The 26,121-nt window shown below is 48.6% G+C and carries 21 protein-coding genes and 1 tRNA gene; 13 read left to right on the plus strand and 9 right to left on the minus strand.

The window, feature by feature from the left end; translation table 11 throughout:
* Positions 1 to 131: 131 nt before the first annotated feature.
* Positions 132 to 986, minus strand: a complete 855-nt coding sequence (hexR, locus tag AC27K1_RS05630; RefSeq protein ID WP_487148948.1) for a transcriptional regulator HexR — start codon at positions 984 to 986, stop codon at positions 132 to 134.
* 586 nt (positions 987 to 1,572) lie between these two features.
* Between hexR and AC27K1_RS05635 the strand changes: the two genes are divergently transcribed.
* Positions 1,573 to 2,358 carry a gamma-glutamylcyclotransferase family protein gene (locus tag AC27K1_RS05635; protein WP_487148950.1) on the plus strand — a complete coding sequence of 262 codons (786 nt, stop codon included), beginning with the start codon at positions 1,573 to 1,575 and terminating at the stop codon, positions 2,356 to 2,358.
* Positions 2,359 to 2,378: 20 nt separating this feature from the next.
* Here AC27K1_RS05635 and AC27K1_RS05640 read toward each other — a convergent pair whose 3' ends face one another.
* Positions 2,379 to 5,213 carry a putative bifunctional diguanylate cyclase/phosphodiesterase gene (locus AC27K1_RS05640; RefSeq protein ID WP_487148952.1) on the minus strand — a complete coding sequence of 945 codons (2,835 nt, stop codon included), beginning with the start codon at positions 5,211 to 5,213 and terminating at the stop codon, positions 2,379 to 2,381.
* 446 nt (positions 5,214 to 5,659) lie between these two features.
* Here AC27K1_RS05640 and uvrD point away from each other — a divergent pair, with 446 nt between their 5' ends.
* Together uvrD and AC27K1_RS05650 are read left to right on the plus strand one after the other, a co-directional pair.
* Positions 5,660 to 7,837: a DNA helicase II gene (uvrD, locus tag AC27K1_RS05645; RefSeq protein WP_487148954.1), complete on the plus strand. Its 2,178-nt coding sequence runs from the start codon at positions 5,660 to 5,662 to the stop codon at positions 7,835 to 7,837.
* Positions 7,838 to 7,974: 137 nt separating this feature from the next.
* Positions 7,975 to 9,084, plus strand: coding sequence for a TRAP transporter substrate-binding protein (locus AC27K1_RS05650; RefSeq protein WP_487148955.1), 1,110 nt, complete (start codon positions 7,975 to 7,977; stop codon positions 9,082 to 9,084).
* 19 nt (positions 9,085 to 9,103) lie between these two features.
* Here the strand turns inward: AC27K1_RS05650 and AC27K1_RS05655 are convergent, their stop codons facing one another.
* Together AC27K1_RS05655 and AC27K1_RS05660 are read right to left on the minus strand one after the other, a co-directional pair.
* A complete protein-coding gene (locus AC27K1_RS05655; RefSeq protein WP_487148957.1) occupies positions 9,104 to 9,619 on the minus strand; it encodes a hypothetical protein in 516 nt (171 codons plus the stop codon).
* 92 nt (positions 9,620 to 9,711) lie between these two features.
* A complete protein-coding gene (locus tag AC27K1_RS05660; RefSeq protein WP_487148958.1) occupies positions 9,712 to 10,212 on the minus strand; it encodes a prolyl-tRNA synthetase associated domain-containing protein in 501 nt (166 codons plus the stop codon).
* Between the two features lie 304 nt (positions 10,213 to 10,516).
* Between AC27K1_RS05660 and AC27K1_RS05665 the strand changes: the two genes are divergently transcribed.
* Complete coding sequence (locus AC27K1_RS05665) at positions 10,517 to 10,657, plus strand: hypothetical protein (RefSeq protein ID WP_487148959.1); 141 nt, start codon at positions 10,517 to 10,519, stop codon at positions 10,655 to 10,657.
* Between the two features lie 329 nt (positions 10,658 to 10,986).
* Here the strand turns inward: AC27K1_RS05665 and AC27K1_RS05670 are convergent, their stop codons facing one another.
* Positions 10,987 to 12,132: a bZIP transcription factor gene (locus AC27K1_RS05670; protein ID WP_487148961.1), complete on the minus strand. Its 1,146-nt coding sequence runs from the start codon at positions 12,130 to 12,132 to the stop codon at positions 10,987 to 10,989.
* Between the two features lie 297 nt (positions 12,133 to 12,429).
* Here AC27K1_RS05670 and AC27K1_RS05675 point away from each other — a divergent pair, with 297 nt between their 5' ends.
* Together AC27K1_RS05675 and AC27K1_RS05680 are read left to right on the plus strand one after the other, a co-directional pair.
* A complete protein-coding gene (locus tag AC27K1_RS05675) occupies positions 12,430 to 12,996 on the plus strand; it encodes a metallophosphoesterase (RefSeq protein ID WP_487148963.1) in 567 nt (188 codons plus the stop codon).
* Positions 12,997 to 13,357: 361 nt separating this feature from the next.
* Positions 13,358 to 14,353: a metallophosphoesterase gene (locus AC27K1_RS05680; RefSeq protein ID WP_487148964.1), complete on the plus strand. Its 996-nt coding sequence runs from the start codon at positions 13,358 to 13,360 to the stop codon at positions 14,351 to 14,353.
* Between the two features lie 164 nt (positions 14,354 to 14,517).
* Here AC27K1_RS05680 and murI read toward each other — a convergent pair whose 3' ends face one another.
* Both murI and AC27K1_RS05690 read right to left on the minus strand, forming a co-directional pair.
* Positions 14,518 to 15,297 (minus strand): glutamate racemase, encoded by a 780-nt coding sequence (gene murI, locus AC27K1_RS05685; RefSeq protein ID WP_487148965.1) that lies wholly within the window; start codon positions 15,295 to 15,297, stop codon positions 14,518 to 14,520.
* 117 nt (positions 15,298 to 15,414) lie between these two features.
* The gene (locus AC27K1_RS05690; protein ID WP_487148967.1) at positions 15,415 to 15,774 is read right to left on the minus strand and encodes a TraR/DksA family transcriptional regulator; all 360 of its coding nucleotides are present in this window, start codon (positions 15,772 to 15,774) and stop codon (positions 15,415 to 15,417) included.
* A 235-nt stretch (positions 15,775 to 16,009) separates the two neighbouring features.
* Here AC27K1_RS05690 and AC27K1_RS05695 point away from each other — a divergent pair, with 235 nt between their 5' ends.
* Both AC27K1_RS05695 and cdd read left to right on the plus strand, forming a co-directional pair.
* A complete protein-coding gene (locus AC27K1_RS05695; protein ID WP_487148969.1) occupies positions 16,010 to 17,740 on the plus strand; it encodes a hypothetical protein in 1,731 nt (576 codons plus the stop codon).
* A gap of 155 nt (positions 17,741 to 17,895) precedes the next feature.
* On the plus strand, positions 17,896 to 18,933 hold the full coding sequence (gene cdd / locus AC27K1_RS05700; RefSeq protein ID WP_487148971.1) for a cytidine deaminase: 1,038 nt from the start codon (positions 17,896 to 17,898) through the stop codon (positions 18,931 to 18,933).
* A gap of 227 nt (positions 18,934 to 19,160) precedes the next feature.
* On the opposite strand, the gene AC27K1_RS05705 is transcribed toward cdd, so the two are convergent.
* Complete coding sequence (locus AC27K1_RS05705) at positions 19,161 to 20,411, minus strand: protein kinase domain-containing protein (protein WP_487148973.1); 1,251 nt, start codon at positions 20,409 to 20,411, stop codon at positions 19,161 to 19,163.
* A 471-nt stretch (positions 20,412 to 20,882) separates the two neighbouring features.
* Here AC27K1_RS05705 and AC27K1_RS05710 point away from each other — a divergent pair, with 471 nt between their 5' ends.
* From AC27K1_RS05710 to AC27K1_RS05730, 5 genes are all read left to right on the plus strand, one after another.
* Positions 20,883 to 22,115, plus strand: a complete 1,233-nt coding sequence (locus AC27K1_RS05710) for an FAD-dependent monooxygenase (RefSeq protein ID WP_487148975.1) — start codon at positions 20,883 to 20,885, stop codon at positions 22,113 to 22,115.
* 54 nt (positions 22,116 to 22,169) lie between these two features.
* Positions 22,170 to 22,925: an META domain-containing protein gene (locus AC27K1_RS05715; RefSeq protein WP_487148977.1), complete on the plus strand. Its 756-nt coding sequence runs from the start codon at positions 22,170 to 22,172 to the stop codon at positions 22,923 to 22,925.
* Between the two features lie 108 nt (positions 22,926 to 23,033).
* Entirely contained in the window at positions 23,034 to 23,867 is an 834-nt protein-coding gene (locus AC27K1_RS05720) for a c-type cytochrome (protein WP_487148978.1), read from the plus strand.
* Between the two features lie 65 nt (positions 23,868 to 23,932).
* Positions 23,933 to 24,007 (plus strand) — tRNA-Gly (locus AC27K1_RS05725).
* Between the two features lie 138 nt (positions 24,008 to 24,145).
* Positions 24,146 to 25,042: a LysO family transporter gene (locus AC27K1_RS05730; RefSeq protein ID WP_487148980.1), complete on the plus strand. Its 897-nt coding sequence runs from the start codon at positions 24,146 to 24,148 to the stop codon at positions 25,040 to 25,042.
* Between the two features lie 70 nt (positions 25,043 to 25,112).
* On the opposite strand, the gene AC27K1_RS05735 is transcribed toward AC27K1_RS05730, so the two are convergent.
* Positions 25,113 to 25,904 (minus strand): helical backbone metal receptor, encoded by a 792-nt coding sequence (locus AC27K1_RS05735; RefSeq protein ID WP_487148982.1) that lies wholly within the window; start codon positions 25,902 to 25,904, stop codon positions 25,113 to 25,115.
* Between the last annotated feature and the right edge of the window lie 217 nt (positions 25,905 to 26,121).

Raw genomic sequence — 26,121 nt, forward strand, 5'->3', positions numbered from 1 at the left:
TTTTATGACCTTATTTCGCTATAGGCATTTGTATAAATCGACAGGTTTTAACTCAAGCGAGATTATACCGGTCGTCTGTAGGAAATATGCCATTGTCGTTTAAAGTGCCGGTAACGGTTCATGGCGCTTTACTACTTTTGCGTAAGCCTCAGTGAACGAAGGTTTTTCTTAACCGTTTGCAATTGCTGCGCCAGTTCAGGCCCCCGTGACATGGCAACACCCATGGCCAGAACATCAATCACGACAAGGTGGGCGATGCGTGATGTCAGCGGGGTATAGATGTCAGTGTTTTCCGGCACATTGATGGGCACATGGATATCACAGGCACTGGCCATTGGCGTGTTTGAAGGGCACAGGGCAATGACTTTGGCGGATTGTTTTTGCACCAGCTGGATGACGTGCAGTAATTCCTTGGTGCGCCCGGTCTGTGAAATAGCGATCACGACATCATCCTGTGTCAGCGTTGCCGCAGACATGGATTGCATGTGGGGATCGGAATAGGCAGCCGTTGTTACCTGGAGACGGAAAAATTTGTGTTGTGCATCCGTTGCGACAATGCCTGAAGCACCATAACCATAAAATTCAATCCGCTGCGCCTGACTCAACAGGGAAATGGCCTGTTCCAGTTGCTCTGAATCCAGCTGGTCACGAATATCAATCAGGTTGCTGATGGTGGTATTGAAGACCATCTGCTTGAAATCGCCGGTGGATTCTTCCCCTGTGACCTCAAACTGACCAAAACTGGTACCACTGGCCAGGCTCTGGGCAAGTTGTAACTTGAAATCCTGAAACCCGTTACAGCCAATGGCCCTGCAGAAACGCAAAACGGTGGGTTCGCTGACACCGCAGTGAGCGGCCAGGTCTGCAATGCTGATATGAATGACATTAGCCGGATGTGCCGCGACATAATCCGCCACTTTATGCTCCGACTTTCTGAGATGGCGTCGATTTTCATCAATGTGCTGAAGCAGGTTTGTTGGGGACATGGGCGGACCGGCTTATTTTTGGGCTGTAGTTATACAACAAGGAAGACGGGGATAGTAGTGGAAAGTACCTATGCCGCTGGTGGTGCTGTTAGTAATTGTCAGTAATATCCCCGTTCTCACCGGTAATATCGGTGTAGTAAAACTACAGTCATCCTGACACTTTATCCGGTGTATGTCGTTTTTGTAAGGCAGTTCAACCCGAATCAAGGGGGACGAAGCAGTGACCGGCAGTAAGGGCAACGAGCCTATCAGGGGAGCGAACAATTGAAACAAACAGAAGCAGATTGGGGAATTTTAAGTCCTGTCAGGGGTCTCATGTGATTATCAGGAAGGATGCATGATGATCATTTCATCACTGGGTATCAGGTTTGTGGCATGTACCGTTGCCCAGGATTAAACACTTAACATTACGTTAAATGAAAAACGTAAAGCACTGGTGAACAAGTTGTAGGGTTTTACCCATTACAGTGAATAGCCATTTTTCTTTTGATCATGTTATCCGTCAGGCAACTGCGGTTATGCATCGGGCAGCCTTCCTTCATTTTTACTTCTTATTGATTTCAAGACAGATGACAAGGATGGAAGGATGTTACATAACATAGTAGCGACTGTGATGTTGTACACACTGATAACAACAAATGCCATGGCCTCTCCTGAGAAGGAGCATAAGAACGTTTATCTCGTTGGCTACGGGAGCCTGATGTTGTCACTGACCCGTACAGTGACAGCGCCAGATGTTGCTGAGCAGACCCTGATTCCTGTCCGGATTAACGGTTATGAACGTTCCTGGAACCTGTGGCTTGAGCAGTATGAGATGCGCGTGCTTGCAGCAGAAGAACATGCAGGCCGTTTCGTGAATGGATTGGCGTACCGTGTGAGCCCCCATGATCTCTGGCGCTTTGATGCCCGTGAAGGTCATCGCCGTTATCGACGAATTCGTTTACCACTCAGTGCGATTGAATTCTATAACCCGCAGGATAGTAGTTGGTTTGTGGATCATGTAGACGATATTGAGATCTACATGTACGTGGCCAATAAGCACGATATCAACGATGGTGGACATTACCTGGGGAATGGGTATGACCATATGAATAAAAAAATTACCCGCTCTTATCTGGATGTTGTGATGGCGGGCTGTATGGAGGTGGATGATCGTAACCACCTGAATGGCCGTTTCATCGGTGATTGCCATATCAGCATGGGATTGCGTAAATACCATATCGATGATGATCGTCAGAATCCCCGTTATCCTCGGGCTCCGGCGAACCTGTTAGAGTCCGCTCGAAAGCGGGTCCAGGAACTGGAAGACTACATGGAGCAGGACTGGAATGCCTACATGAACCGCATGAACACGGTCTGTGAAAACAGTTAGCGTGTCAGCCGGATGGGGATTCAGGCGCGACTGGCAAGAAACTGACTGAATTCCGTTGCCGGCAGCGGCTTGCTGATGAAATATCCCTGGACTTCATCACAGGCATTGTCACGTAGAAACTGAAGATGCGATAGCTTCTCGACGCCCTCCGCGACAACCTTCAGATCCAGGCTGTGGGCCATGACGATAATGGCGCGGGTTATGGCGGAATCATCCTCGCTGGTATCCAGGCTGCTGATAAAGGAGCGATCGATTTTCAGGGCATCCACGGGAAAACGCTTCAGGTAGCTGAGGGATGAATAGCCGGTGCCGAAATCATCAATACTGATTGTGACGCCCAGTTGCCGGATGTCGTGAAGCGTTTCAATGGTGCGATCAATATCATCCATGATCAGGCTTTCTGTGAGTTCCAGTTCCAGAAGATGCGGTGGCAGGCGGGTTTCTTCAAGAACCGTACGGATAAGCTCAATCAGTTGGGCCTGGCGGAGCTGGCTGACCGACAGGTTGACGGAAACCCGGATCTCCCAGCCCTGATCCAGCCAGGTTCTTGCCTGCTGGCAGGCCTGGCGCATGACAAATTCACCAATGTCGTTTATCAGGCTGCTTTCCTCGGCAATGCTGATAAACCGGCCCGGCGTGATCAGCCCTTCTTCCGGATGATTCCAGCGAACCAATGCTTCTGCCTTGGTGATGGTGTCGCCAGCCAGCGTCATTTTAGGTTGATAATAGGTTTCCAGTTCACCATTGCTGATTGCCTTACGCAGGCTTGTCTCCAATGCGACCCGTTCCCTGGAAGCAGACTGCAGGTTTCGGTTATAGAACTGCAGATTATTGCCGCCGAGGTATTTGGCCTGCGCCATGGCCATATCCGCCTGGCTGATCAGTGTCTGCAATTCGCGGGCATTTTCCGGAAACATTGCGACACCGATACTGGCGCCAATGATGAGTTCGTGGTCGTGTATCCGGTAAGGTTTGGAAACGGCCTGCACAATGGTTTCGCCCAATGCTGAAATGGCCCCCTGCGTTGGGTTGTTATCAATAATAAGGCTGAATTCGTCTGCAGCCAGTCGCGCCACACTGTGCGCATGTGAGGTATGTTGCGTGAGGCGTCGGGAAACCTGTTGTAACAGGCTATCGCCAACTTCGTGGCCGAGGCTGTCATTTATCTGTTTGAAACGATCCAGATCAATCGTGATCAGCGCAAAGGACTGTTGTTTTGCATCGGCATAAGCGATGGCTTCATACAGACGTTCACGGAATCGATTACGATTAGCCAGACCGGTCAGTGGATCAAAATTGGCCAGGTACGTCAGGCGTTCTTCTGTCTGTTTATATTCGGTCAGGTCACGGAACATGCCGACATAATGCGTAATCCGGCCACTTTGGTCTCGAACGGAACTGATCTGAATCCAGATCGGATAAGTATCACCGTCCTTGCGTCGTTCAATCAGCTCCCCTTCATAACGCCCCTGTTGAATCAGGGCACTACCTATCTGGTTATAGCGTTCTTCGTTACCGTCATCCGTTTGGAAATCGGCAATGGTTTTATTGATGATCTCATCATTGCTGTAGCCGGTCAGTTCCTTGAACGCCTTGTTAATCGCCACAAAGCGGAAACGGGCATTCAGCACAAAGATGGCTTCACTGGTGCTCTGGAACAGGGTGAGGGCCAGACGAGTCTGCCGTTCATGCTCCATTTCCAGTGAGATATCCCGACGGGTGCCGAGCATACGGCTTGCACGTCCCTTGTCGTTCCATTCAACGACCTGTCCACTGTCTTCTACCCAGACCCAGGAGCCATTGGCATGGAGTATCCGGTAGCGAGCAAGATACTGATCGGTTTTATGTCGAAGGTGGGCGATGATGGCTTTGCGGACACGGGGTGCATCCGAGGTATGAATCAGGGGTTCCAGGTGGCCTTTAAAGCCACTGAGCTTTTCCGTGTCATAGCCAAACAGTTCCTTGAAATGGCTGTGATAGATTTGCTCGTTTTCCATGTCCCAGTCCCAGAAACCAAGACGACTGGCGTCCAGGGCCTGGCTGAGTCGATGCTCACTGTTTTTTAATGCCTCGGTGGTTTCTGAGAGTTCACGAGTCCTCTCGGTGACCATTTGCTCCAGTCCCGCATGGGTTTCCTCCAGTTCTTTCTGGGTATCCCGGACTTTGCGGTTTTCATCGGACAGCAGATCACTGAGCGCCTGGTTACGAAAGCGACGTTCCAGTGACTTGATGGAAAAACGGTGCGCATAAAGCGCGCAATACAAGACAACGCCCAACAGAATAACCTGGATAAAGGCCCAGATATCGGTTTGGGGCACCGGATTCATCCACAGGGAAAGCGAAACGGGCAGAAGGCTGGGCAGGCTGAAACAGATAAAGGCTGGCAGATAGCAGGAAAACAGCACCGCACTTGAAAGCAGTGCAATGGTCAGCAAAAGCTGTGTGGCGGCGAGATCCGTAAAGGTGGAGAACGGCATTAACAAAAGAATGGCTGCCGCAAACGATGCGCCGCTCAGGGCGGTGCTGATGCAGAAGTAAAGCAGCCACTTCTGATGGCCATCCTGTTTCGTATCCTGTGCTTCCCGCAGGAAACCTGATGCCAGTACCTGACGTAATAATCCAAGCGTTGCGAGCCAGGTCGCAATAGGCAACACCAGGCTGGTATTAATCGAATTCCACAGTAGCAGAATGACGCCGGACAGACTGACACCCAGGATGATGATCATGCGCAGTGATCCCTGGTGCAGCAGTTTCAGCTGTTCGCTACTGATACGCGCGTTGAGCCAGGAATAGGAAAGCTTCGCCTGTCGGTTATGCGTTATCTGGGGTGTGGATAACAGGTTGTGTTCCTGCATGATCTCAGCATTTGCGTCCGGGCATCTTCGGTAGCGTTCCGTTCCTGGAACCGGTGCCGATAGTGCCGTTGTTGTTTTTGTCAGGTGCATCCATGCCAAGGGTACAGACAGTGTCAGAGAGACAGGTTACGACATTATGTAATCTCTCGACCCATCGCCATAAAAGAAACTGTTCATGTACCATAGTGCATATTAAATGTGCTTGATTATTAAATCCAATCCGCTGTACGGCTGCAACACACAGGCCAATATTTATGTTCGACATACGACACTGACAGCAAAGATAGTGCCAGCCAGTATGTGTGGTCTGACAATGAATCACACAATTGCCTTGTAGGGTGATGTTGAACCAGGCATCTCGGGTATCAGTTTCTCGCATTCCCGGTTTATGGGAGCCATCGCTCTCGGTTACACTTGAGGTTTTCAATTTCCTTCCGGCTGCAATAATGGATGTCACTGCAATTCTCGATTCTCTCAATGATGCCCAGCGCGAAGCGGTAGCCCAGCCCCTGGGGTCCAGCCTGATTCTCGCCGGTGCGGGCAGCGGCAAGACACGGGTGCTGGTTCACCGCATTGCCTGGTTGATCCAGACCGAAGGTGTGTCGCCCTGGTCCATCATGGCGGTGACCTTTACCAACAAAGCCGCGGCCGAGATGCGGGGACGTATTGAGCAGATGCTGGAAATGCCGGTGCGCGGCATGTGGGTTGGTACGTTCCACGGTTTGGCGCACCGTCTGTTGCGGGCGCACTGGAAAGAGGCAGGCTTGCCGGAAAATTTCCAGATTCTGGATAGCGACGACCAGCTGCGCATCATCAAACGTCTGATGCGCGCCCTGGGCATGGATGAAGCCAAATGGCCACCCCGGCAGGCCCAGTGGTACATCAACGGTAAAAAAGACGAAGGTCTGCGGCCGCAGCATATCGAACCGGGTTATGACCTGTTCGAGAAAAATATGCACCAGGTCTACACCGCCTATGAAGAAAACTGTCGTCTTTTGGGCGTTGTCGATTTCGCAGAACTGTTGCTGCGTTCCCACGAACTCTGGCTGGAGCACCCACAACTGCTGGCCCATTACCGGGAGCGTTTCCAGCAGATCATGGTCGACGAGTTTCAGGATACCAACGCCGTGCAGTATGCCTGGCTGCGTATGCTGGCGGGTGACAAAGGAAACCTGATGGCAGTCGGCGACGATGACCAGTCAATTTATGGCTGGCGTGGCGCACGTATCGAGAATATCCGTCAGTTTACCCGTGATTTTTCCAATGCCGTGACCATCCGGCTCGAACAGAATTACCGTTCCACCGGTACCATCCTGAAAGCTGCTAACACCCTGATTGCCAACAATCCGGATCGTTTGGGCAAGGAACTCTGGACCGAAGGCAATGACGGTGAACCTATCCGGGTCTATGCCGGATTCAATGAAGTGGATGAAGCCCGTTTCATTGCCGACCGCATCCAGGAAGCAGCGAACGGCGGTATGGCGCGCAGAGAAATCGCTATTCTTTACCGCTCCAACGCGCAGTCACGGGTGTTGGAAGAAGCCATGCTGCGCAGCGGTATTCCTTACCGTATTTATGGCGGACAGCGGTTCTTCGAGCGGGCGGAAATCAAGAATGCGCTGGCGTATCTGCGACTGGCCAGCAACCAGGATGATGATCCGTCACTGGAACGGGTGATTAATGTCCCGGCGCGGGGCATTGGTGAAAAAACCGTTCAACAGATTCGGGATGTCGCCCGGAGCGGTGGTGTCTCCATGTGGCGGGCGGCCCGCGAAATGATCAAGGGCAAGGGGCTGACGGCGCGGGCGGCAAATTCGGTGTCTTCCTTTATTGAATTGGTAGAAGGGTTGTCATCTTCTGCCAATGATCTTCCTCTGGCTGAATTAGCGGACCACATCATCAATGTCACGGGTTTGATTGAACATCACCAGAAAGAAAAAGGTGAAAAAGGTCGTGCACGGATTGAGAACCTTGAGGAACTGGTGTCAGCCTGTAAGGAGTTTGATCCGGAAGATGTCTTCGATGAAGAGATGCAGCAGAACCTGTCGCCGTTAGACGCTTTCCTGGCCCATGCTGCGCTGGAAGCCGGTGAAACGCAGGCTGACCAGTTTGCCGACAGTGTCCAGATGATGACACTGCATTCTGCCAAAGGTCTGGAATTCCCGCTGGTCTTTATGTGCGGTATGGAAGATGGTCTGTTCCCGCACAAGATGTCCATGGATGATTCCGGCGGTTTAGACGAAGAACGTCGTCTTTGCTATGTCGGTATCACCCGGGCCATGGAAGAACTGTACCTGACCTATGCCGAAAGTCGCCGTCTCCACGGTCAGGAAAACTACAACCGTCCCTCACGGTTCCTGCGGGAAGTCCCGGCTGAACTGATGGAAGAAGTTCGCCTGAATGCCACTATCAGCCGACCTGTCACCGCTGGTGGCGCAACCATCAATGCTGAAGTGCCGGATACTGGCCTGCATCTGGGGCAGCGGGTTGCACACGAAGTGTTTGGTGATGGTACGGTGCTTAATTTTGAAGGGCAGGGTGCCCAGGCGCGGGTACAAATTAATTTTGATGATGAAGGTAGCAAGTGGCTGATGGTCGCTTATGCCAGGCTAATGCCCTTGTGAACTAGCGACTTCTGTCGCTAGTATGGGCTCGAGGTAAGCACCGCTTACAGGTAATACCAGCCTGCTTTACCACATGACAGGGGTAAAGCAGGGCTGCTGATAATAAGAAAGTTGGATACCAACACAGGGGGAGACGTATGAAACGCCGTCAGATGCTGACTGCTCTGGGTGTAGGCGCCGCCGGTGCAATGCTGGCGGGTTGTAATGGCAGTGAACCGGCGCCGCAGGCTGCCGGACAGGGTACCGTTGAGAAGAAAAAGTATCGCTGGAAACTGGTGACATCCTGGCCGAAAAACTTTCCGGGTCTGGGCACGGCGCCCGAGCGTTTTGCCGAGATGGTCAACCAGATGAGCGACGGTCGTCTTGAGATAAAAGTGTACGGTGCAGGAGAGCTGGTGCCGGCGCTGGAAGTCTTTGATGCTGTTCGCACCGGAACTGCAGAGATGAGTCACAGTGGCGCCTATTACTGGAAAGGTAAAGAGCCCGCCACGCAGTTTTTCACCGCAGTGCCTTATGGTTTAAACGCCCAGGAAATGAGCAGCTGGCTCCATTATGGTGGCGGTATGGAGTTGTGGGAAAAACTTTACGAACCTTTCAACCTTAAACCATTTGCGGGTGGCAGTACCGGTGTCCAGATGGCCGGCTGGTTCAATCGTAAGATTGAATCGCTGGAAGACCTGAAAGGCCTGAATATGCGTATTCCCGGTCTGGGTGGTGAGGTGCTGAAACGTCTGGGCGGTTCTCCTGTTAATGTTCCTGGTGGCGAACTGTTCACTGCGTTGCAGACTGGTCGTATTGATGCCACCGAATGGGTTGGCCCCTATAACGATATGGCGTTCGGTCTCTACAAAGCGGCGAAGTACTACTATTACCCCGGTTGGCATGAGCCGGGTTCAACCCTGGAATTCACTGTTAACCTGGATGCCTGGAAAGAACTGCCGGCAGACCTGAAAGCCATTGTTCAAACGGCAACCCAGGCCGCACATCAGTCCATGCTCGACGAATATACCGCACGCAATAACATGGCCCTGAACCAGCTGATCAATGATCACGGCGTACAGGTACTGAAACTACCGGACGATGTGCTAAAGAGCCTGAAAGAGGTTGCTGATCAGGTGACAAAGGAAGTGGCGGCGACCAATGAACAGTCCAAGGCCATTTATGAGTCGTTCAAGCGCTTCACTGAACAGGTAACGGAGTATCATAAAGTGTCAGAGATGGCATATTACGACGCCCGTCTTCTGTAAGCGTATGACCAGGCGCCACTCAGAGGCTATCCAGAATTTTTTTCTGATTTGAGTGGCGCTGATTCATCTGATCTCGCGCTTTCTGCGCTTCCTTAATGATCTCGCTCGGGTTCGACAGATTTGGTCGTACACCATCATTTTTATTTTCAGTGCTATTTGTCTTTTTGATCGGTTCTGGCATGTCAGGCAGCGGTGTTATGCGACTGGTATCTATGTGAATCCTGCGTGTTTTAATGTTGGAGTCATCAGTGGGTTTCGTATCTGAAAAGTGCCAGACACCGTTGGCATCCTGCCATCCGTTAACGGTTTTTTGCCGGGGGTAATGTGTATCGTCTGGTATATGGGTTTCAAGCTTTCTGGTAATGCGTTTACCTTCATTCAGGAGTGAGGTGAAGGTATTGGCATCTGGCAGGATATCATCGAGTGTTGCCAGCGGTTTGCCACTGGGTCCGGGAATATAAAAGGGTGCTGCAACCAGTGCACCGATGAATAACGTAAAAGAAATACGACGACCATAGTCTATTCCATGAGGCATAACCGGCTTCCCTGACGCTGACCCGCTGTATTTAGCTCTTGCATTAGCTTAGCGTATCTAATGTTACAGCGGGCCTGATTACAGCATTACGCTTATGATACGGATAATTCCCGCTCCGGTATTTTTACGACGTACGGCGTATGTCCGCTGCTTTGCAGGAATTGTTCAACGCCAGTTCTGCTGATCACCAGTGTGCTGGTATTAACCAGCGGATGACACTGAATGGCATCCTGTTGCCAGACATCTTCATCAATCACAACGGTAACATGCTGTTCCGGGTCATTCACGATTCCAAGCAGTGTGACGGCGCCAGGTTTCAGGTTGAGGTATTTTTTCAGTCGTTCAGGTGAGGCGAGCTGAAGCTTCCCCACATCCAAAACACTCCCCAGCTGATTGAGGTCGGTGGCCTTGTGGTCTGCAACAACAATGAGAAAGTGTTGCTTGCCCTTGCGGTCCTTAACGAACAGATTCTTGGTTCGGGCACCCGGCAGGTCGGGTGTTTCACGATTCGCTTCTTCACAGGTATAGACCGGAGGGTGGTCGACACGCTGGAAGTCAATCTTCAGGCGGGTGAGTTGGTCGAAAATATCCACAGGCTTTACCTCAACAGTACTTCATACCGGATCGCCGGGGCATTGTCTGAAACGGATGGTTATTACCTCAGCGGATACCCAGCTTACTGAATGGCGATGGTTGGGGGAAAGGCATATGGGTGTAATTCGTCGTGTGTCATGACCATAAAGAATGGTGGCGTTGTGACTGATACTCATATCGTTATCTGCAAGGAAATCAGGAGGCTGTTATGAATACTGTAATTTGTCGTTTTGTGAACAACGGGTTAAGCAAATTTTTGATCTCTATTTGACTGAGCCTGCTTACGCTGGATGGGTCGGAGAAGTGGATGGAAATCTGGTGGCAGGTTTTCTTGCGCAATACAATCACATCAGCCAGTTCTCGGATGAGCGGGTTGCCTTTGAAAATGGCTTTTCGTTCATCCTGGCTACCGTTGTCAGGGTATTGCCGGACAGTTATGAATAGTGGGCAAAAGATAATAACTGCCTGTATACCTACTGCTCGGTCACCACAGAGATAGATGAAAAGAAGACAGTAGCCCATTTGAATAAACCAGGATGTCAGCAATGTGGGACTTTACTGAAAAACATTTCTAAGGGTGGTTATAGGAAAACTAAATAGTGGAATTTTTTCTTGTAGTGATCAAACATAAAATATCTTTTGGCAGGCTTAGACACTTCAAGCCTGCCTGAGTATTTTTTCGCGGAGGCTCAGTATAATATATCGTGAGTACAGTGTTTTTTTGCTTGTAAATATAAGTGGTCTATTTATTTAACATCTGTCTTTTTTGATAATTAGGTCGTATTTCCCCACGGTGCAATTAACGCTTGTAGCTCATCTAGTTTGAGGCTGGCTGCTGGAGGAATAGAGATATCTTTGAGTGACTCAGTGAGTTCAGTAGTTTTTAGTGAGGTCTGGCTTAATTTTTCTCTCAAAAAGCTGATGTTTGACTCTAATTCATTAATGTGGGCTTGTTTGCTTTGGACCTGATGTTCTAATTGATCCACATACTGTTTTTTTCTTTTTCTACTTTCTTGTGCTGATAATTTGTTTTTGTATTTTCTGATCTTTTTTTTGATGGTTTTTAAATATTGTTCGGACAGGTCAGGGTTTTCGATAGTGCGGGAAGCTATTTCAAATACTGCCGCCCATTTTTGGGTGGGAGGTAGAGAAGATAAATAATGTTCAAGATCCAGCTGATAAATCTCATCGTGAATTTGTGATATAAGTAATTTTATATTCGCTGCTTTTGTAGGATTAAACATGTCAGGAATGTGAAATTCACTTAAAATGACACTCGCGTCATCAATACTAACTGATGATTCTTGAGTGGCGGATTCTGCAGTATATGATTTTTTCCCGTATGGCTTTCTCCTCGATGTTGGTTTTATTTTGACTGCTATGCCTTCGCCCTGTTGTTCTGATGCCGCTGAAAATGGAGCTAAATATCTCTGGTGATGGGGAGTTGTCAGATCGCCTGAAATGGTGGCGCCATCGGACTCTTGTTTTCTGGCAGGTAAGATTGTTGGCACATAGTGAGGTTTTTCTGATGGTGTAGTCCCGGCTTGAGATGTGTAAGGTTGTGTGAAGGCCGCTGTTAATAGTGGTTCTGCTTGTAGAGCGCTAGGCTCCTGTACGGTTGAGTCAGTGGTTTCAAGAGGATTTATTGGTGGATAGCTTGTTGGTATCGTACAAGATGATGACGGAATAGCAGTGTCAAATTCTAATGAAAAAGCCTCACTAAGGAGCAGACGAGGTTGATCCTCCGCTCCCTGAATATATTCCTCTATTGATGGGAATTCTTGGTCAGGATTCGTCATAGCTTGAGAAAGATTCTCGGAATAAGGGACTGCTGGGACGGTGCTAACTGTTCGAACAAGAGTTGATTGTGATGGTCCGGCCTCAAGTAATGGCATTATTGGTGATGTTGACTGTGGCATGAAAACATCTGGATTAAGAATAGGGCTATTATTTGTGGTCTTTGGAGGTGATCCTGAAAACATTAACCTTTATCTCTTATAAAACCAAAGAGATAATTTTTATTGTTTATATGCATAATGTCACTAACATCGTAGTGTATTAAATTTTACATGCTCTTGATAGGCCTCTTGTATTTATTGTTTGTGCACGCAAATTTATATCCTGAACACGCTTTACCGATAGTGCTTGTCATTGTTTCGCAATTCATATGTCATAAAGACCCCAGATAATAACGAAAAAAAACAGGAATCAGGGATATGAGCCGCGTTAGACAACTCTTGCTTGCAACCAGCCTGGTGGCGACTGGTGCCGTGGCCGAAAGCGTCAGTTTCATTGCTATTGGTGATATGGGAACGGGGGGCGATAAGCAGTATAAGGTGGCCAAGGCAATAGAAAGCCTTTGTCAGCAAAAAGCCTGCAATTTCGCTATTGGTCTTGGTGATAACATTTATGAGGCAGGTGTCGACAGTAGTTGTGACGACAGTTTCCAGAGTAAATTCGAACAACCCTATGCAGGACTGACCTTCCCCTTTTTCATGTCGTTAGGCAATCATGATAATTCCCATTTTTCCAGCGGTGGTGGTCTGGATAATTTCAAGGGCGAGTACCAGGTTGCCTACCATTATCGCGATGATCGCAGCAGTGACAAATGGCGTATGCCTAACCGCTATTACCATTTCACTGCACCGCTGGAGAGTGAACAGTCGCTGGTCGATTTCCTCGTGCTGGATTCCAATCCTATTTGCAATGGCTCAAACCTGGCAGTGAATGCGGCAAGACATTCTTCATTATTTCTGGTGCTGGCGGAAAAACGCGAAGCCTGACGAACCCTGATCGTAACCCTGCCTGGTGGCAAGTTGGTGATACGCTGGGATTTTTCAGAATCCAGATTGAAGGCAATCAGTTTACCGGGGAAGCCTACGTAGTGGATGCAGAATCAGGCCAGTGGGAGTTGGCGTATAGCAACACTATCAGTAAACCTTGAGTGACAGTGTTATTCTCAACGTCAGCTCTATTATAAAAAGGGGAACTTTCATGTTCCCCTTGGTTCTGATTATTGAAGAATGAAGGCTTACAGAAGCGGTCTGGCTGTTTGCTTCTGCTATATAAACAGCGCTGTGATTGGTCATTGGTTATCCAAAAAAAGCTGAGTAATGGATAGCCCTGTTGATGGAAGGCTGTTCCGTGAAATGCATTTTTTTACTTCTCTTGCTGTATTTTACCCAGACATCTGTTTATGCATTGTCTGAGAGTGTCAGCTTTATTGCTGTTGGTGATACGGGTACCGGCAATGAAAACCAATATGCTGTCGCTCACGCTATCGCCGATGTGTGTGGCAGGAAAACGTGTGATTTTGCTATCGGATTAGGCGACAACATTTATCCATCAGGTGTTGAAAGCAGCCGTGACAAGGCTTTTGAAAGCAAGTTCGAACACCCTTATGTCAAACTGGATTTCACATTCTATATGGCGCTGGGAAATCATGACGATTCTCCCCGGTCTCCGCTGAATGGGCTGGATGATTTCAAGGGAAAATTCCAGGTAGGTTATCATTACCGGAAAGGCCGCTTGAGTGATAAGTGGTATCTGCCGGCACGCTACTATCATTTTTCCGCCCCTGTTGCTTCGGATCATCCGTTGATCGATTTTTTTGCACTGGATTCAAACCCGATCGGTGGCGGCAAACTGCGCTGGGATCGTTTGCCTTGGCGGGATAAGTACTTGGCAGAACAAAAGACATGGTTAGGGCAAAGGCTCGCAGGTTCTCAGGCGCCATGGAAAATCGCGTTTGCTCATCATCCCTATGTGTCCAATGGCAAGCATGGCAATGCCGGAGAGTATGATGGCGTAACCGGTTCGGGTAAGGATTGGTTGTCGTTGATAGAGGACACGCTGTGTGATCGGGTGGATGTCTATTTCTCCGGGCATGATCACAACCTGCAATGGTTAACGCCGGTTCAAGCCTGTGGCAAAACGGGATTCATCGTATCCGGCGCGGGAGGCCAGACGCATCCATTGTTAGTAAAAGACAGGAATGCTGCCTGGTGGCAGGCGGCTGATACCCTGGGTTTTTTCAGGATTCAGATTGCTGGTGACCAGTTGACCGGAGAAGCCTATACCGTTAATCCGAATACCGGACAATGGCAGCTGGCGTATACAAAAACCATCACCCGACAGTAACCCTGAGGTCAACTTTGCTGACCATAGTCGTACAGTGTGTCAGTGAACTTTCGACGTTCTGGCTTTTCCAAAGAGATGCTCTCCCGGCGGGTGACAGGATCTTCATGACAGGTTTGCAAGAAAATGTGCCTGGCGGGAGAGACCACTTCCCTTTTATCGATTCATCACAGTATGTGTATATCGCCAATATCCCGTGCGCAGAGTGCCGGTGACAATGCTTCAATCGTGTCACAGGGCTGTGTAAAAACGGCGATATGGGACGCTTTCCCCACGGCTGAACTTTCCTGCGGAATCAGGCTGCTGACACGCCGGGCAATGGCGTTACCGGAATCAATCCAGTTGATACCGGGAGCACAGACAGACAACGCATCCTTCATCAACGGGAAATGAGTGCAGCCCAGCACAATATGATCGGGGGCTATCTGCCTTTCCAGGAAAGGTGCCAGAATGGCAGCAAGTTGTAACCGGTCGGTGGTTTGGCCGCGTAACTGTTGTTCGGCCAGGAAAACCAGTTCTGATGAACCCACCCGAATAACATCACAGTCACTGGCAAATTCCCGGATCAGTTGATCCGTATACGGGCGATTTACGGTACCGGGAGTTGCCAGCAGACCAATACAGCGATTCTGTGACAGGCCAGCCGCAGTTTTAATGGCGGGTACGACACCCACCACCGGCACGGAGAGTTCCCGGCGAACACGCGGAAGTGCAACGGTACTGGCGGTATTGCAGGCAATCACCATCAGCTGGGGCTGATAGGTATCCTGCAGGCGACGGAGACACTCGCTGACGCGCTCTACCACCTCGGCCTCACTTTTCGGGCCATAGGGAAAGCCGGCGTTATCGGAACAGTACACAACAGGCAGCCAGGGTAATTGCTGGCGAACCTCGTCGAATATGCTGAGCCCACCGACCCCGGAATCAAAAATGACAATAGGTGACACGGGTCTGGTTACATCTCATGGTTGTTCATTCGGCACGTCCGTTATGCTGCACCAGGGCGTGCATTGTGCCCTCATTGTAGAGCGCGACAGTCATTGTCCAAATAAGTAAATAGCCCTTCAGGCCTGCTCGGCTTTTGTCTGGCAGATCAGGCAAAGTGGTGTCTCCGGCCGGATCTTCAGCCTTTCGTAGCCGATCGGGTTGTCGCAGCTCCGGCAGAAACCATAGTCGCCGCTGTCCACATCTGCCAGTGCCCGAAACACCTGACGTAACTGTTGTTCACATTGTGCCTTGCCAGCCTGGGCCATACTTTGTTGCTGAATCGCATCGATACGGGAAACCCGTCCAAACGCCTGCTGATCCAGGGTGACCGTCTGTGCTGATTCGCTGGTCTGAGCCAGCTGCTGTTGCAGCGTGTCACGGAGGGATTGCAGGTTGTGGGTTAATTCTGTCAATTGTTCCGGCGTCAGTTCATCCATAGAGAGTCTGCAAGTAACCTGATGATTGGTAGAGTGTGCGAGTGTTTTGGATGGATCGCTGCCATCCTGGAAAAGTCTGAGGTATTCGGTTGCACGTTCTGTCTATCTCTTTGGATCATGTTAATGCCCAGGGCGAGTAAAATCATGAACAGGATGAAAAACAGGCAACTATTCCGCCGTAGCATGGTCATAAATATACATAACCGATTCTGTGAGATTCTCCTTCTGAAAAATCATGACCCCACCAAAGTTCAAACCTGCAACTGGCCACCCTCTGACTCAGCCTGCCAGTGATGATAACAGCAATGTCAGTACAGATAACCCGTCGGGTTCTGTATTACAATCTCAAACCCTGAAAAACATCCCCATCTATGATGATAAAAAAATCACTAATTTCAATATCAAGCCCTGCCTTCCTGAACAAGTCCGCCCGGCACTGATAACGGATCAGGTCACTATCACGGACGAAACATTGTTATTTAAAGCGGGTATTGAGTTAGAGTGCAAAACATATTGTTTAATTTCAAATTGGCCGTTAAAAAAGAGCGATATCGTTGCAAAATCAAAAGGTGTTTGCTGTGGTCACCCTTTGATATCGATGACTGTTGAGACTATTCGCTATGGTCAATTTCCTGGCATAGAGATTGTTACAGCGCCATTAACACAAAAAGAACACCAGGAAATAAGAACGGAAAAAATAATGGCCATCATTCAAGAGACACTAAAACACTTACTTGGCAATGAGGGGAAAAAACAAATAACAGCAGCTGAAAGAAGCTACGTCCCCTTCAAAGACGTCGTCAGCTACATAAACGAAAAAATAGAAGAGCTGGACATCCCAGAGGACATCAAAAATCTTGTAAGACTCTCTCGAGTTAAGGATACAGGCACACTAAGAAAGACTGGGCGAATATATAAAACCATCGTAGAGCATAGCGAACTCCTCAACCTGGATTACAGTAAAGATGATATCTTCTTATCAGAAATATTTGCTGACGAACGCACCTTTGATGATCACATCAGGATTGCTAATGACGATCCATCCTGTATATACAGAAGATTATCTGAGTCATGGTTCAGACAAACATCTTTTCTGATACCCTATGAAAATATTTTGGAAATAGAAGAATTATATGGAGACTATCAAAATGTAAGTGTTGATCTGCATGAAGTTGTAATCATGAGTAAGTTGGATAGTGAATTAAAGAAAAAAATCATAGAGTTGTTCGCGGAGACAACCTTTCCCCATAAAGCAAAAAGGCAAATAGAGGCTTTTTTATTTCACCATGCAAAAGTCATCATGAACTACTTCATCAATCTGCAAAATAACAAAGAGGCAGGCATCAGAATTCCAGACATAAAAAACTCAATAAGGTATGGCTACTTATCGTTAAGAGTCAGCATGGAGCAAGAAGTATTTGAAATATTTGATGATGACGCTGTACAGTTTTTCTACCACTTCATAGAGGGTAAAGAAAAACTTGAAGAGGCATTACCTCAATACATTTTCGACAATATTATAAGTATTAATGCCGGACACAACTATAAAACAGACATTGGTCTTTATGAGCCATTTTTTAAAGAATTTTTAGGCGGATTTTGTCAAGACTTTGCCGACTGTATACGAATACGCAACGGGAACCCTTGCGCCCATGTTTATGACAGAGCAGGCATCAGTAGCTTCGTGGTCATCAACGGGAAGCCGGTGTATCTTCCGAACAGGGCCAACCTTGCGGTTCAGAAAATGTCGAAAGAAACAGCACAGTACTATGTACTCTATTGCCAGAAAATAAACAAAAAAGCATTTATCGTTCTGGAAAACAGAATTACCAGCACGAAAAATAGCCGTATAGCATTCAATAACCAATCAGAGTATTTTCAGAAAGGCGGACGCGAAAACACGTATGAGTACCGACAGTTGGTGAGTTATTGGGGTAAGAAATATCAGGAATGGAAGGAAGGCTAATCCGGGATCACTTTCTCCTGTTTGGGTTCACCCGCCAGGCCTGTAATGAAAAATGACAACTCTTCATCCTCCTTCGGAATGATCAAAGTGGCTGGAATAGATGAGCGCCATGCACATGACGTGTTTGTTGAGAGGGTGGTAAGCACGGATCGCAGGTGGTATATCCGGTTCTGGTATCGCTGACGCCGGGGTATTACACTGTCCCGCCATGGCAGATGGCTTTACGGCCTGCCTATCACCTGTATGAAGTGACGCCCATGTTTTCCAGCTGTTTCCGCGCCGAAGTCTTTGATCAATTCCCCACTGACAGCCATCCACTCTTGAAGGATATCCTGTTCAAACAGGCTGGCGTCATTTCGCCTGATCAAACAGAGACATTAAGCCAGAAACTGGATTGCTCCGCGAATGACCTGCTGGTTCGTCTGCTGCCTCTGGCGGCGGCTTGTGCCTGGGCGCCGGTGTCATCCTTTTATGTCGGAGCGGTTGCCCGTGGTCTTTCGGGATCCGTTTATCTCGGTGCGAATATGGAGCTTGCAGGCGGCAGTATGGCCATCGCACTGCATGCTGAACAGGCTGTCATCAATAATGCCTGGCTGCACGGTGAAAAGGGGCTGGACCGGCTGGCCGTCAATGCGGCTCCCTGCGGGCATTGCCGACAGTTTATGTTTGAGACGGCCTCGGCAGAAACACTGGATATCATGATTGGTGATATGAATAGCGCAGAAGTTCAGCACTGTCAGCTGACACAGTTGCTGCCGTTTGCCTTCGGTCCGAGGAACCTGACAGTGGATACTTTGCTGATGGATGAATCACATCAGCCACTCCGGTTATCCACAACGGGTGACAAGCTGGCCGATCATGCATTGCACGAAGCTTGTTCCAGTTATGCACCCTATACCAATGGCTATGCAGGCGTTGCAATTCGAACGGATGATAATGCTGTTTTTGTCGGGCGATATGCCGAGAATGCCGCGTTTAATCCCAGCCTGACGGCCATAATCTCTGCATTGTCTCAGTTACGTTTTGCCAGTTTGAATACCCACCGCCGTATTGCTGAAATTATTTTGGTGGAGCATCAGGCCACGGTCACTCAAAAGCAGCTGACAGAGTCTGTTGCAGGAATGTTGGGTGTTGAATGTTTCCGTTACCTGCCCGTGTTAACTTCAAGTGGGTGTGTGGATGGTAGAGGATAGAATACAGGATGATGATCATCACCGTTCTGCAGTCTGGAACAGTGTAACGGTGATGTGACAGGAAATAGCATCTTGCAGTGCTTCCATGGAGTCGCTTTGGTGGTGAATGGGCGTACTGCAGTCTACAGTGACCCGCAGTTGGTTGTTTGCTCTGAATGTCAGACAGTGTCAACGAAGCCTTCGTCAAGCCGGTTTTACAGCTGTTAGTCATCTGTTGAAAAGGGTTATTACAAAAATGTAATAGTTTTTTTAAACCAATCTTCCTGCAACGATTCAATAACTTCTGAAAGCATTCTTAACTTTGGAGGGATTCTCCTGCAGGCGGCACCGATTATGAATAACTGCATTTTCAAGGAAAATTGGTTAAGTTTGAATTGTGACGGATTGATCTTCATAGACATGAATGTTTCAAGATTCCTCACGCTGATGAAGGCTTTTGATATGGCTTCTTCCAGTGTTAAATTATCTGTGCCTGATTTGTACTTTTTTAAAACCTTCAAAAAGGTGTCTGGTTTATGCGTCATGACTGTCTTTTGATTGTTAACCACTGCCATTTTTGCATAGTAGGGCGGTGGTTCAGGAAAGCAGGCAATTTCCATTAATATTGTTCCGAATGCCCATGCCTCTGTCCATATGGTGTGATTCCGGAACTTGCCATCAACATAATATCCTAGTAACTCGGGCGCTTGTTTGCTAATGCCATCATAAATATGCATTTGCTCTTTGGTATTCGAGCAGGCAGCACCAAAGTCAGAAAGTAACGCTTTAACACCAAAATCACTAAAGAATAATAATATGTTTTCAGTTTTTAGATCACGATGTAATATGTTTTTTTTCTTAAGATGAGTGATGGCTTTGGATATATCGAGAATGCTTCTCCTGATAACATATTCATCAGACATAATGGACATTTTTTCACGGTCGTCACTTTCAAGATACTGCGTGAAATTCATGTGATACCGCTGAACCCCTGTGATTTTCAGGGTCTCTCTAGGATCAAGACAAATATCAGCAGTACCAAAGTACTTGGTAATATTCGGATGATCGCCTATTTTCGTATAATGTATTTTTTCATTTACAAGGCTGTTTCTGCAGTCAATAGCTTCTACATTTTTCGGTGTATCAGACTCTCCCTTTGCAAGTTTCAAGGCAATCTCAGGGGCTTCCTTATGTACGTAGACGTGTGAAAAAGCACCTTTGCCAATCAGTTCAATCGCTGTGGTTTTCCTCTCTGCAGGCGCTAAAATCGTATTGGCTTTAAAATCAAGCCAATCCTTACAAAATGAACATAATACTTTGTATAATTGTTTGAACCGTCGATCAGTAAGTGCTGTCATATCACTCAGATGCGGAGACCAGCTTGGAGTTCTGGCAATTATTGATTCTATTTCTGATAGGCTATGTGACCTTGATGGTTGAGCCTGACCCACATGCTCTCCGGTTGCCAAGCTTCCACTTCTGAAACTTGTTGATTCCATACCTGTACCCTTATGAATTGCTGTGACGTAAGACAGATTTAATACCGTAGTGATTTAACAGTTCAATCTACAGATTGATCATATTTACTGACTAAATTTTGCCTGTAAAAGCCATGTCAAAATTCTATTTCCTCTAAGACATAGAATAATGACATGCTGAGAGAGCGGAGAAATGAGCAGTATATTTATGTGGAGCAACCATTTCATAGTGGCCCATCACAGGAGTGAGGGCTATTGATGTGCAAGGATCTGATTATCATCAAGCTGAAATTCGGAAGAATGTTTGCCTTTGATACGCATATTTTTCGAGCTGCTCTCTGGATTTTTATTGTGTTAGGACACATCTGCTTCAGGTATGTACGGTCAGAATAGGCAACAAGTTCTGCCGATGACACAGGCAAGGCTGTTACTCACAGCAAGGAACAGTACAATCTCGAGCATCGGGTGGTTAGTAATTTCTTAGGAGACATCATGACAATGCGGTACGACGTGCTTGTGGTGGGTGCCGGCATGGTGGGCGCTGCCGTAGGCTGCGCGTTGGGACAACAGGGAATAAAGGTTGCGCTGTTTGATCATGCGTTACCGTCGGCATTTTCTCCGGAACAGCTGCCGGATCTGCGGGTATCTGCCCTGAGCCCTGCGACGGAACGTTTTCTGCAGAATATCGGTGCCTGGCCGCACATGAAAGCGATGCGGATGTGCCCTTATCGTCGTATGGCGGTTTGGGAGAAATTACGTGAACCGCTAACAGGAAAAGAGATCCGGCAGCGACCGAACCAAACGCTTTTTGATTGTCGTGATCTGTCGGTAAATCAGCTTGGCTTTATTGTGGAAAACCGTGTTACCCAGCTTTCTATTCATAAGGTGTTGGAGCAGCTGGATACGGTCGATCTTTTCTGCCCGTCAGCGATAGACGACATTTGCTGGGAGAATGAAAACGTCACGCTGAGATTAAAGGATGGCGCCAGCTTTGAAGCTTCTCTGGTAGTGGGTGCTGATGGCGCCAACTCGCAGGTACGTAAGCTGGCAGGCATTGGCCTCAACAGCGAAGACTACGAACAACAGGCATTGGTGGCAACGGTTGAGATTGAGCCAGGTCAGTTGGATATCACCTGGCAGGCGTTCACGCCGACAGGCCCGTTGGCCCTGTTGCCCTTACCCGATATAGACGGCCGCAGTTATGCATCCATGGTCTGGTATAACCTGCCGGAAGACGTGCAGCGTTTAAAGGCATTGTCAGATGACGATTTCCTCAACGAAATGGTTCAGACCTACCCGGTGGAATTACCCGTTATCAAACGATTGCTGGAACGAGGCAGTTTCCCGCTGACCAAACGACATGCCCGGCACTATGTAAAACCTGGTGTGGCACTGGTGGGTGATGCGGCGCATACGATTAACCCGCTGGCAGGACAGGGTGTCAATTTAGGCTTCCAGGATGCCGCGACCCTGGTGGAGATTCTGGGCAAAGCCCACAAAAAGAACGAACCTTTTGGCAGTCTTGCTGTCTTGAATGAGTATGAGCGTATTCGCCGGCCAGCCAACCGTAAGATGCAGTGGGCCATGGATGCGTTTTACTACACATTCAGTAATGATCATGCGCCGCTCAAACTGCTGCGTAACATTGGTTTGACGGTCGCGGGACGGTTTACGCCGGGTCAAAGGCAGGTCATGAAATACGCGATGGGCCTGAAGGATGTTTAAACCGCCGGTGATGAACTAACCTGCTAACCATTTCTTCTTCTGGAGCTGGGAAACGTGAAGAAAAAGTGTCTGGTAATGGCAGGTTTGCTGTTGACGGCATGCAGTACTTTTCAGAATGCGGCAATGAATGAATCAACATCACTTTATGAACATGACTGGGTGCTTGTCACGATGAATGGCAAGGCACCAGTGGAACAGTCCCGGGTCACCATGAGACTGGAGTCGCCGGAAGAGGGCAAAGGCCGTATTTTCGGTGATGCATCCTGCAACCGTTACTTTGGTATGTATGCCATTGACCAGAACCGTGTCGAAATCGGCCAGTTGGCTTCGACCTTGATGGCGTGCCCGGATCCCATGATGAAACAGGAGCAGGTTTTTCTGTCAGATCTGGAGCAGGTTACCCGCCTGAAACAGAATGGCTGGTCATTGGTGATGACCAATGAATCCGGTGATAAATCCCTGGCGTTTGAGGCCGAAAGCAGACAGGTCAATGGCAGGATCATCGCAGAAGCCGGGCCGTTGCCCGAAAATGCCGTGGTTATGGTGTCGATAGAAGATGTCAGCCGGCAGGATGTCCGATCATTTACCATCGGCATGAATGAGATACGCCTGAAGCAGGCTGAACAGTCACCCATCCCGTTTTCTGTCGCTTATGCGCCCTCGCTGGTGAAGGATAATCATCGTTACAGCCTCTCCGTCAGGGTGATGGAGGAGGGGCGGCTTGCTTATATCAGTACCAGCCGGATCCCATTGGAATTGGATTCTGACGTCAATAATCCAATTATTGTGAATGTTGAGGCGGTAGAATAAGGGAAAAGCGGTTGGCTGATTTTAAAAAAGAGTCAGGGTGCTTTTTGGGTCAGCCGCTATACTCGCCGTATTTCATACCTGAAAGAACTATCGGGTCAGGGTTTGTCAGTGAGGCATTTCACGTCATTTGTATTGCTGATGGTGCTCTGGGGCCTGCATCCGCTGGAGAGCTTCGGTAGTATTGTCCGCTTTTTTGTTGAGCAGGATGAAGTGGCAAGTGTCGATCTCACCGCTTCGGATTCCGGGCTGAAAAGCCAGATCGTCGAACTCTATGACCCTTATTTTAATAAGATAAAACGGTATGAAGCGTTCCGGCTCAGCGATGTGATGATGCGTGGGCTGGCAGAACGCTGGCGAGCGCCGGAATTTTCGGATGTGGCTTTTGTTGCGCTGGATGGTTATCAGCCCGTCATGGACTTGGAACGTGTAGAGGAAAAACCGGAAGCCTGGTTGGCCTTTCGAGATGTGGATCATGGCTCCGGGTTTGAGCCGTTTGGCGAAAAAAGGATTGATTTCAGTCCGTATTATCTGGTTTGGACAGGTGATCATCAGAGGTTTGCAACCGGTTATCCCTGGCCGAATCAAGTGGTGAAAATTGTTCTGCTCCGTTTTCAGAATCGTTATCCGGCGGTTTATCCACAGAAGGTAAAAGAGACATCCGATGTCTGGCAGGGGTTCAAGTTGTTCAGGCAGCGATGCCTTACTTGTCACGCCATGGACCGGCAGGGTGGATGGCTTGGGCCAGACTTGTTGATGCCAAAAGGGATTGTCACTTACAGGGATGATGCGTTTCTTAAAGCGTACATCAGGAAGCCGTCGGATTTTCGGTACACGAAAATGCCGGATAACGAGGATCTTGGTAGTAAGGAACTGGATCAGATCATCGCTTACCTTAAACATCAGGAGCAACACAAGATTTCAGGTAATGCTGAGCGTCAGTAGTCGTTTGAATTGATATTCGTCAGTTGTTCGTTTCAGTGCAGATCGATAGAATGAAGTCTCTGCTTGCGGGTATCGTATAGTGGTTATTACCCGAGCTTCCCAAGCTCGTGAGGCGGGTTCGATTCCCGCTACCCGCTCCAAAGTGTCCATTCGTCGTTCTTCTCTGGACAACTTTCGCTAATACAGATAATTAAACAGCACATTGTTAGTAAACCCGCCAGCTACTAATTCATTGTTGTTTATAGGGCTGATGTAAACATTACTCTGGGTGAGATGTCATGAGCTTCGGGACTGCGTTGTTCTTTGTCGCCTTGTTTGCCGGTTATGGAATAAGAGTACGCCAATCGTCAGCACTGAAACGGATTAGCCAATCGTTGCTTGCCATCACGCTGGGCATTTTGTTTCTCATGGGGTATGGCTTGGGAACCCTTGAGAATATGACAGAAAATCTCATGCTGGCGCTGGAAATGGCGTTACTGTTTCTGGTCTGTATCACACTCGCAAACCTGCTGGGGTTGTTGCCTACCATTCGCATGATTACCGGTGAGGCATCTGGTGGGCGTCCGTCGTTTATCGGGATGGCACTGGAATCCCTGATGTTTGCCGGCATCGTTGTCGTGGGCATGGTTGCAGGTATCCTTGTTAACAAGCCTTTTGCACTACTTGATACTGTTGCAAATGGTTTGCTTTACCTGATGTTGCTTTTAATCGGCGTGCAGCTTCGCAGCAGTGATATTGCGATCAGAGATGTCTTGTTGAATAAAACCGGTATACGGATTGCCGCGACGGTCGTGATCACTGCATTGCTGGGTGGATTGTTGGCAGGATGGATTGCGGGTGTTCCGGTCAATGTTTCACTGGCGTTGTCGTCCGGTTTTGGCTGGTACTCGCTCAGTGGCATCATGATCGGTGATCAGCTGGGGCCGGTATATGGCAGCGTGGCATTTTTGGTTGATCTCTGCCGGGAGCTGGTGGCGCTATTGCTAATACCTTTTGTTATTCGCCGTAATGCACCGATGGCGATAGGGTATGGTGGCGCAACTTCAATGGATTACACATTGCCGGTTATTGAAAGAACGGGCGGTGTCCACTGCGTGCCGGTTGCAGTAGCAAGTGGATTTATTTTGAGCTTATCCGCACCGTTGCTGATTCCCGTGTTTCTCGGAATCGCCTGAATTTATCACGTTCAAAGGCAGCGTGAATGGGAATTACACCCCTGTACGCGCTGCCTTTTATTCTTTTATTTCATTCGTGATCAATAGCTTCACGCAAAGTCGCGAAGTAATCGGCGGCCAGACGCAGTCGGCTGCCGGTCCAGCAGAACATTTCACCGTCTACCAGTTTGCAGCGAGTGTTGATGCCCGCTTCCGCAAATTCCTGGCAATGCCTGTCGCGAAATGGATAGGGATCGGAAGACAGTAGCAGGATATCCGGATTCGCTTCGCGAACATGCTCAATCGTTACTTCCGGATAACGATCCAGGTCGGCAAATACATTTACCATGCCGCAGCGTTTGAGCATTTCATTAATAAAGGTGTTTCCTGCAGCGACACGATAAGGCTTTCGCCAGATAAAATAGGCGACACGCAGTGGACGGTAGGAAGCAAGACGATCCATTTTGGCGCGAATATCATCAACCAGTTGATTGGCTTTCTCTTCCCTGTTGGTCAGCTGGCCGACGGCCGTGATCATGGCAAGCGCGTCATCTAGGGTATGGATATCACAAAGCCAGGTGGAATATTTCTGTTGAAGCTCAACGATACCCTCTTTGTAGTTTTCTTCCTTGTTCCCCAGGATCAAATCCGGCTGCAAGGCGTCAATGGCGTCGAAATCAAAAGTCTTTGGACCGCCAATGATGGCTTTATCCTTTCGAATGTTTTCTGGGTGTACACAATAACGGGTGACACCCACGACTCGATCTTCCAGTCCAAGGTTAATGAGCAGCTCTGTCAGAGAAGGGACAAGCGATATGATCCGTGACGGTTCATCGCAGACATTCACAGGGTTCTTCATTTGATCAATGAATAAACGGGTCATGTCAGATTCCTTGTGCAGGGAAAAGCGGCTTGGAAAGTTACGAAGGCGGCGAACAATAAGATAAAGCACATGGGTTTAAAAGAAGGCGTTCAGTATCGAACGATAATAAGCCGCAAGTTGCCTATTGCTATCTCGCGATGTCTCTATATAATTCGCCTCCGTTGTCTGCGACGCATGCTTCTGACCACCGCGCCACGCAGTGGTTGACAGCGAAAAC

It is taken from the genome of Kistimonas ophiarachnellae (assembly GCF_057552235.1).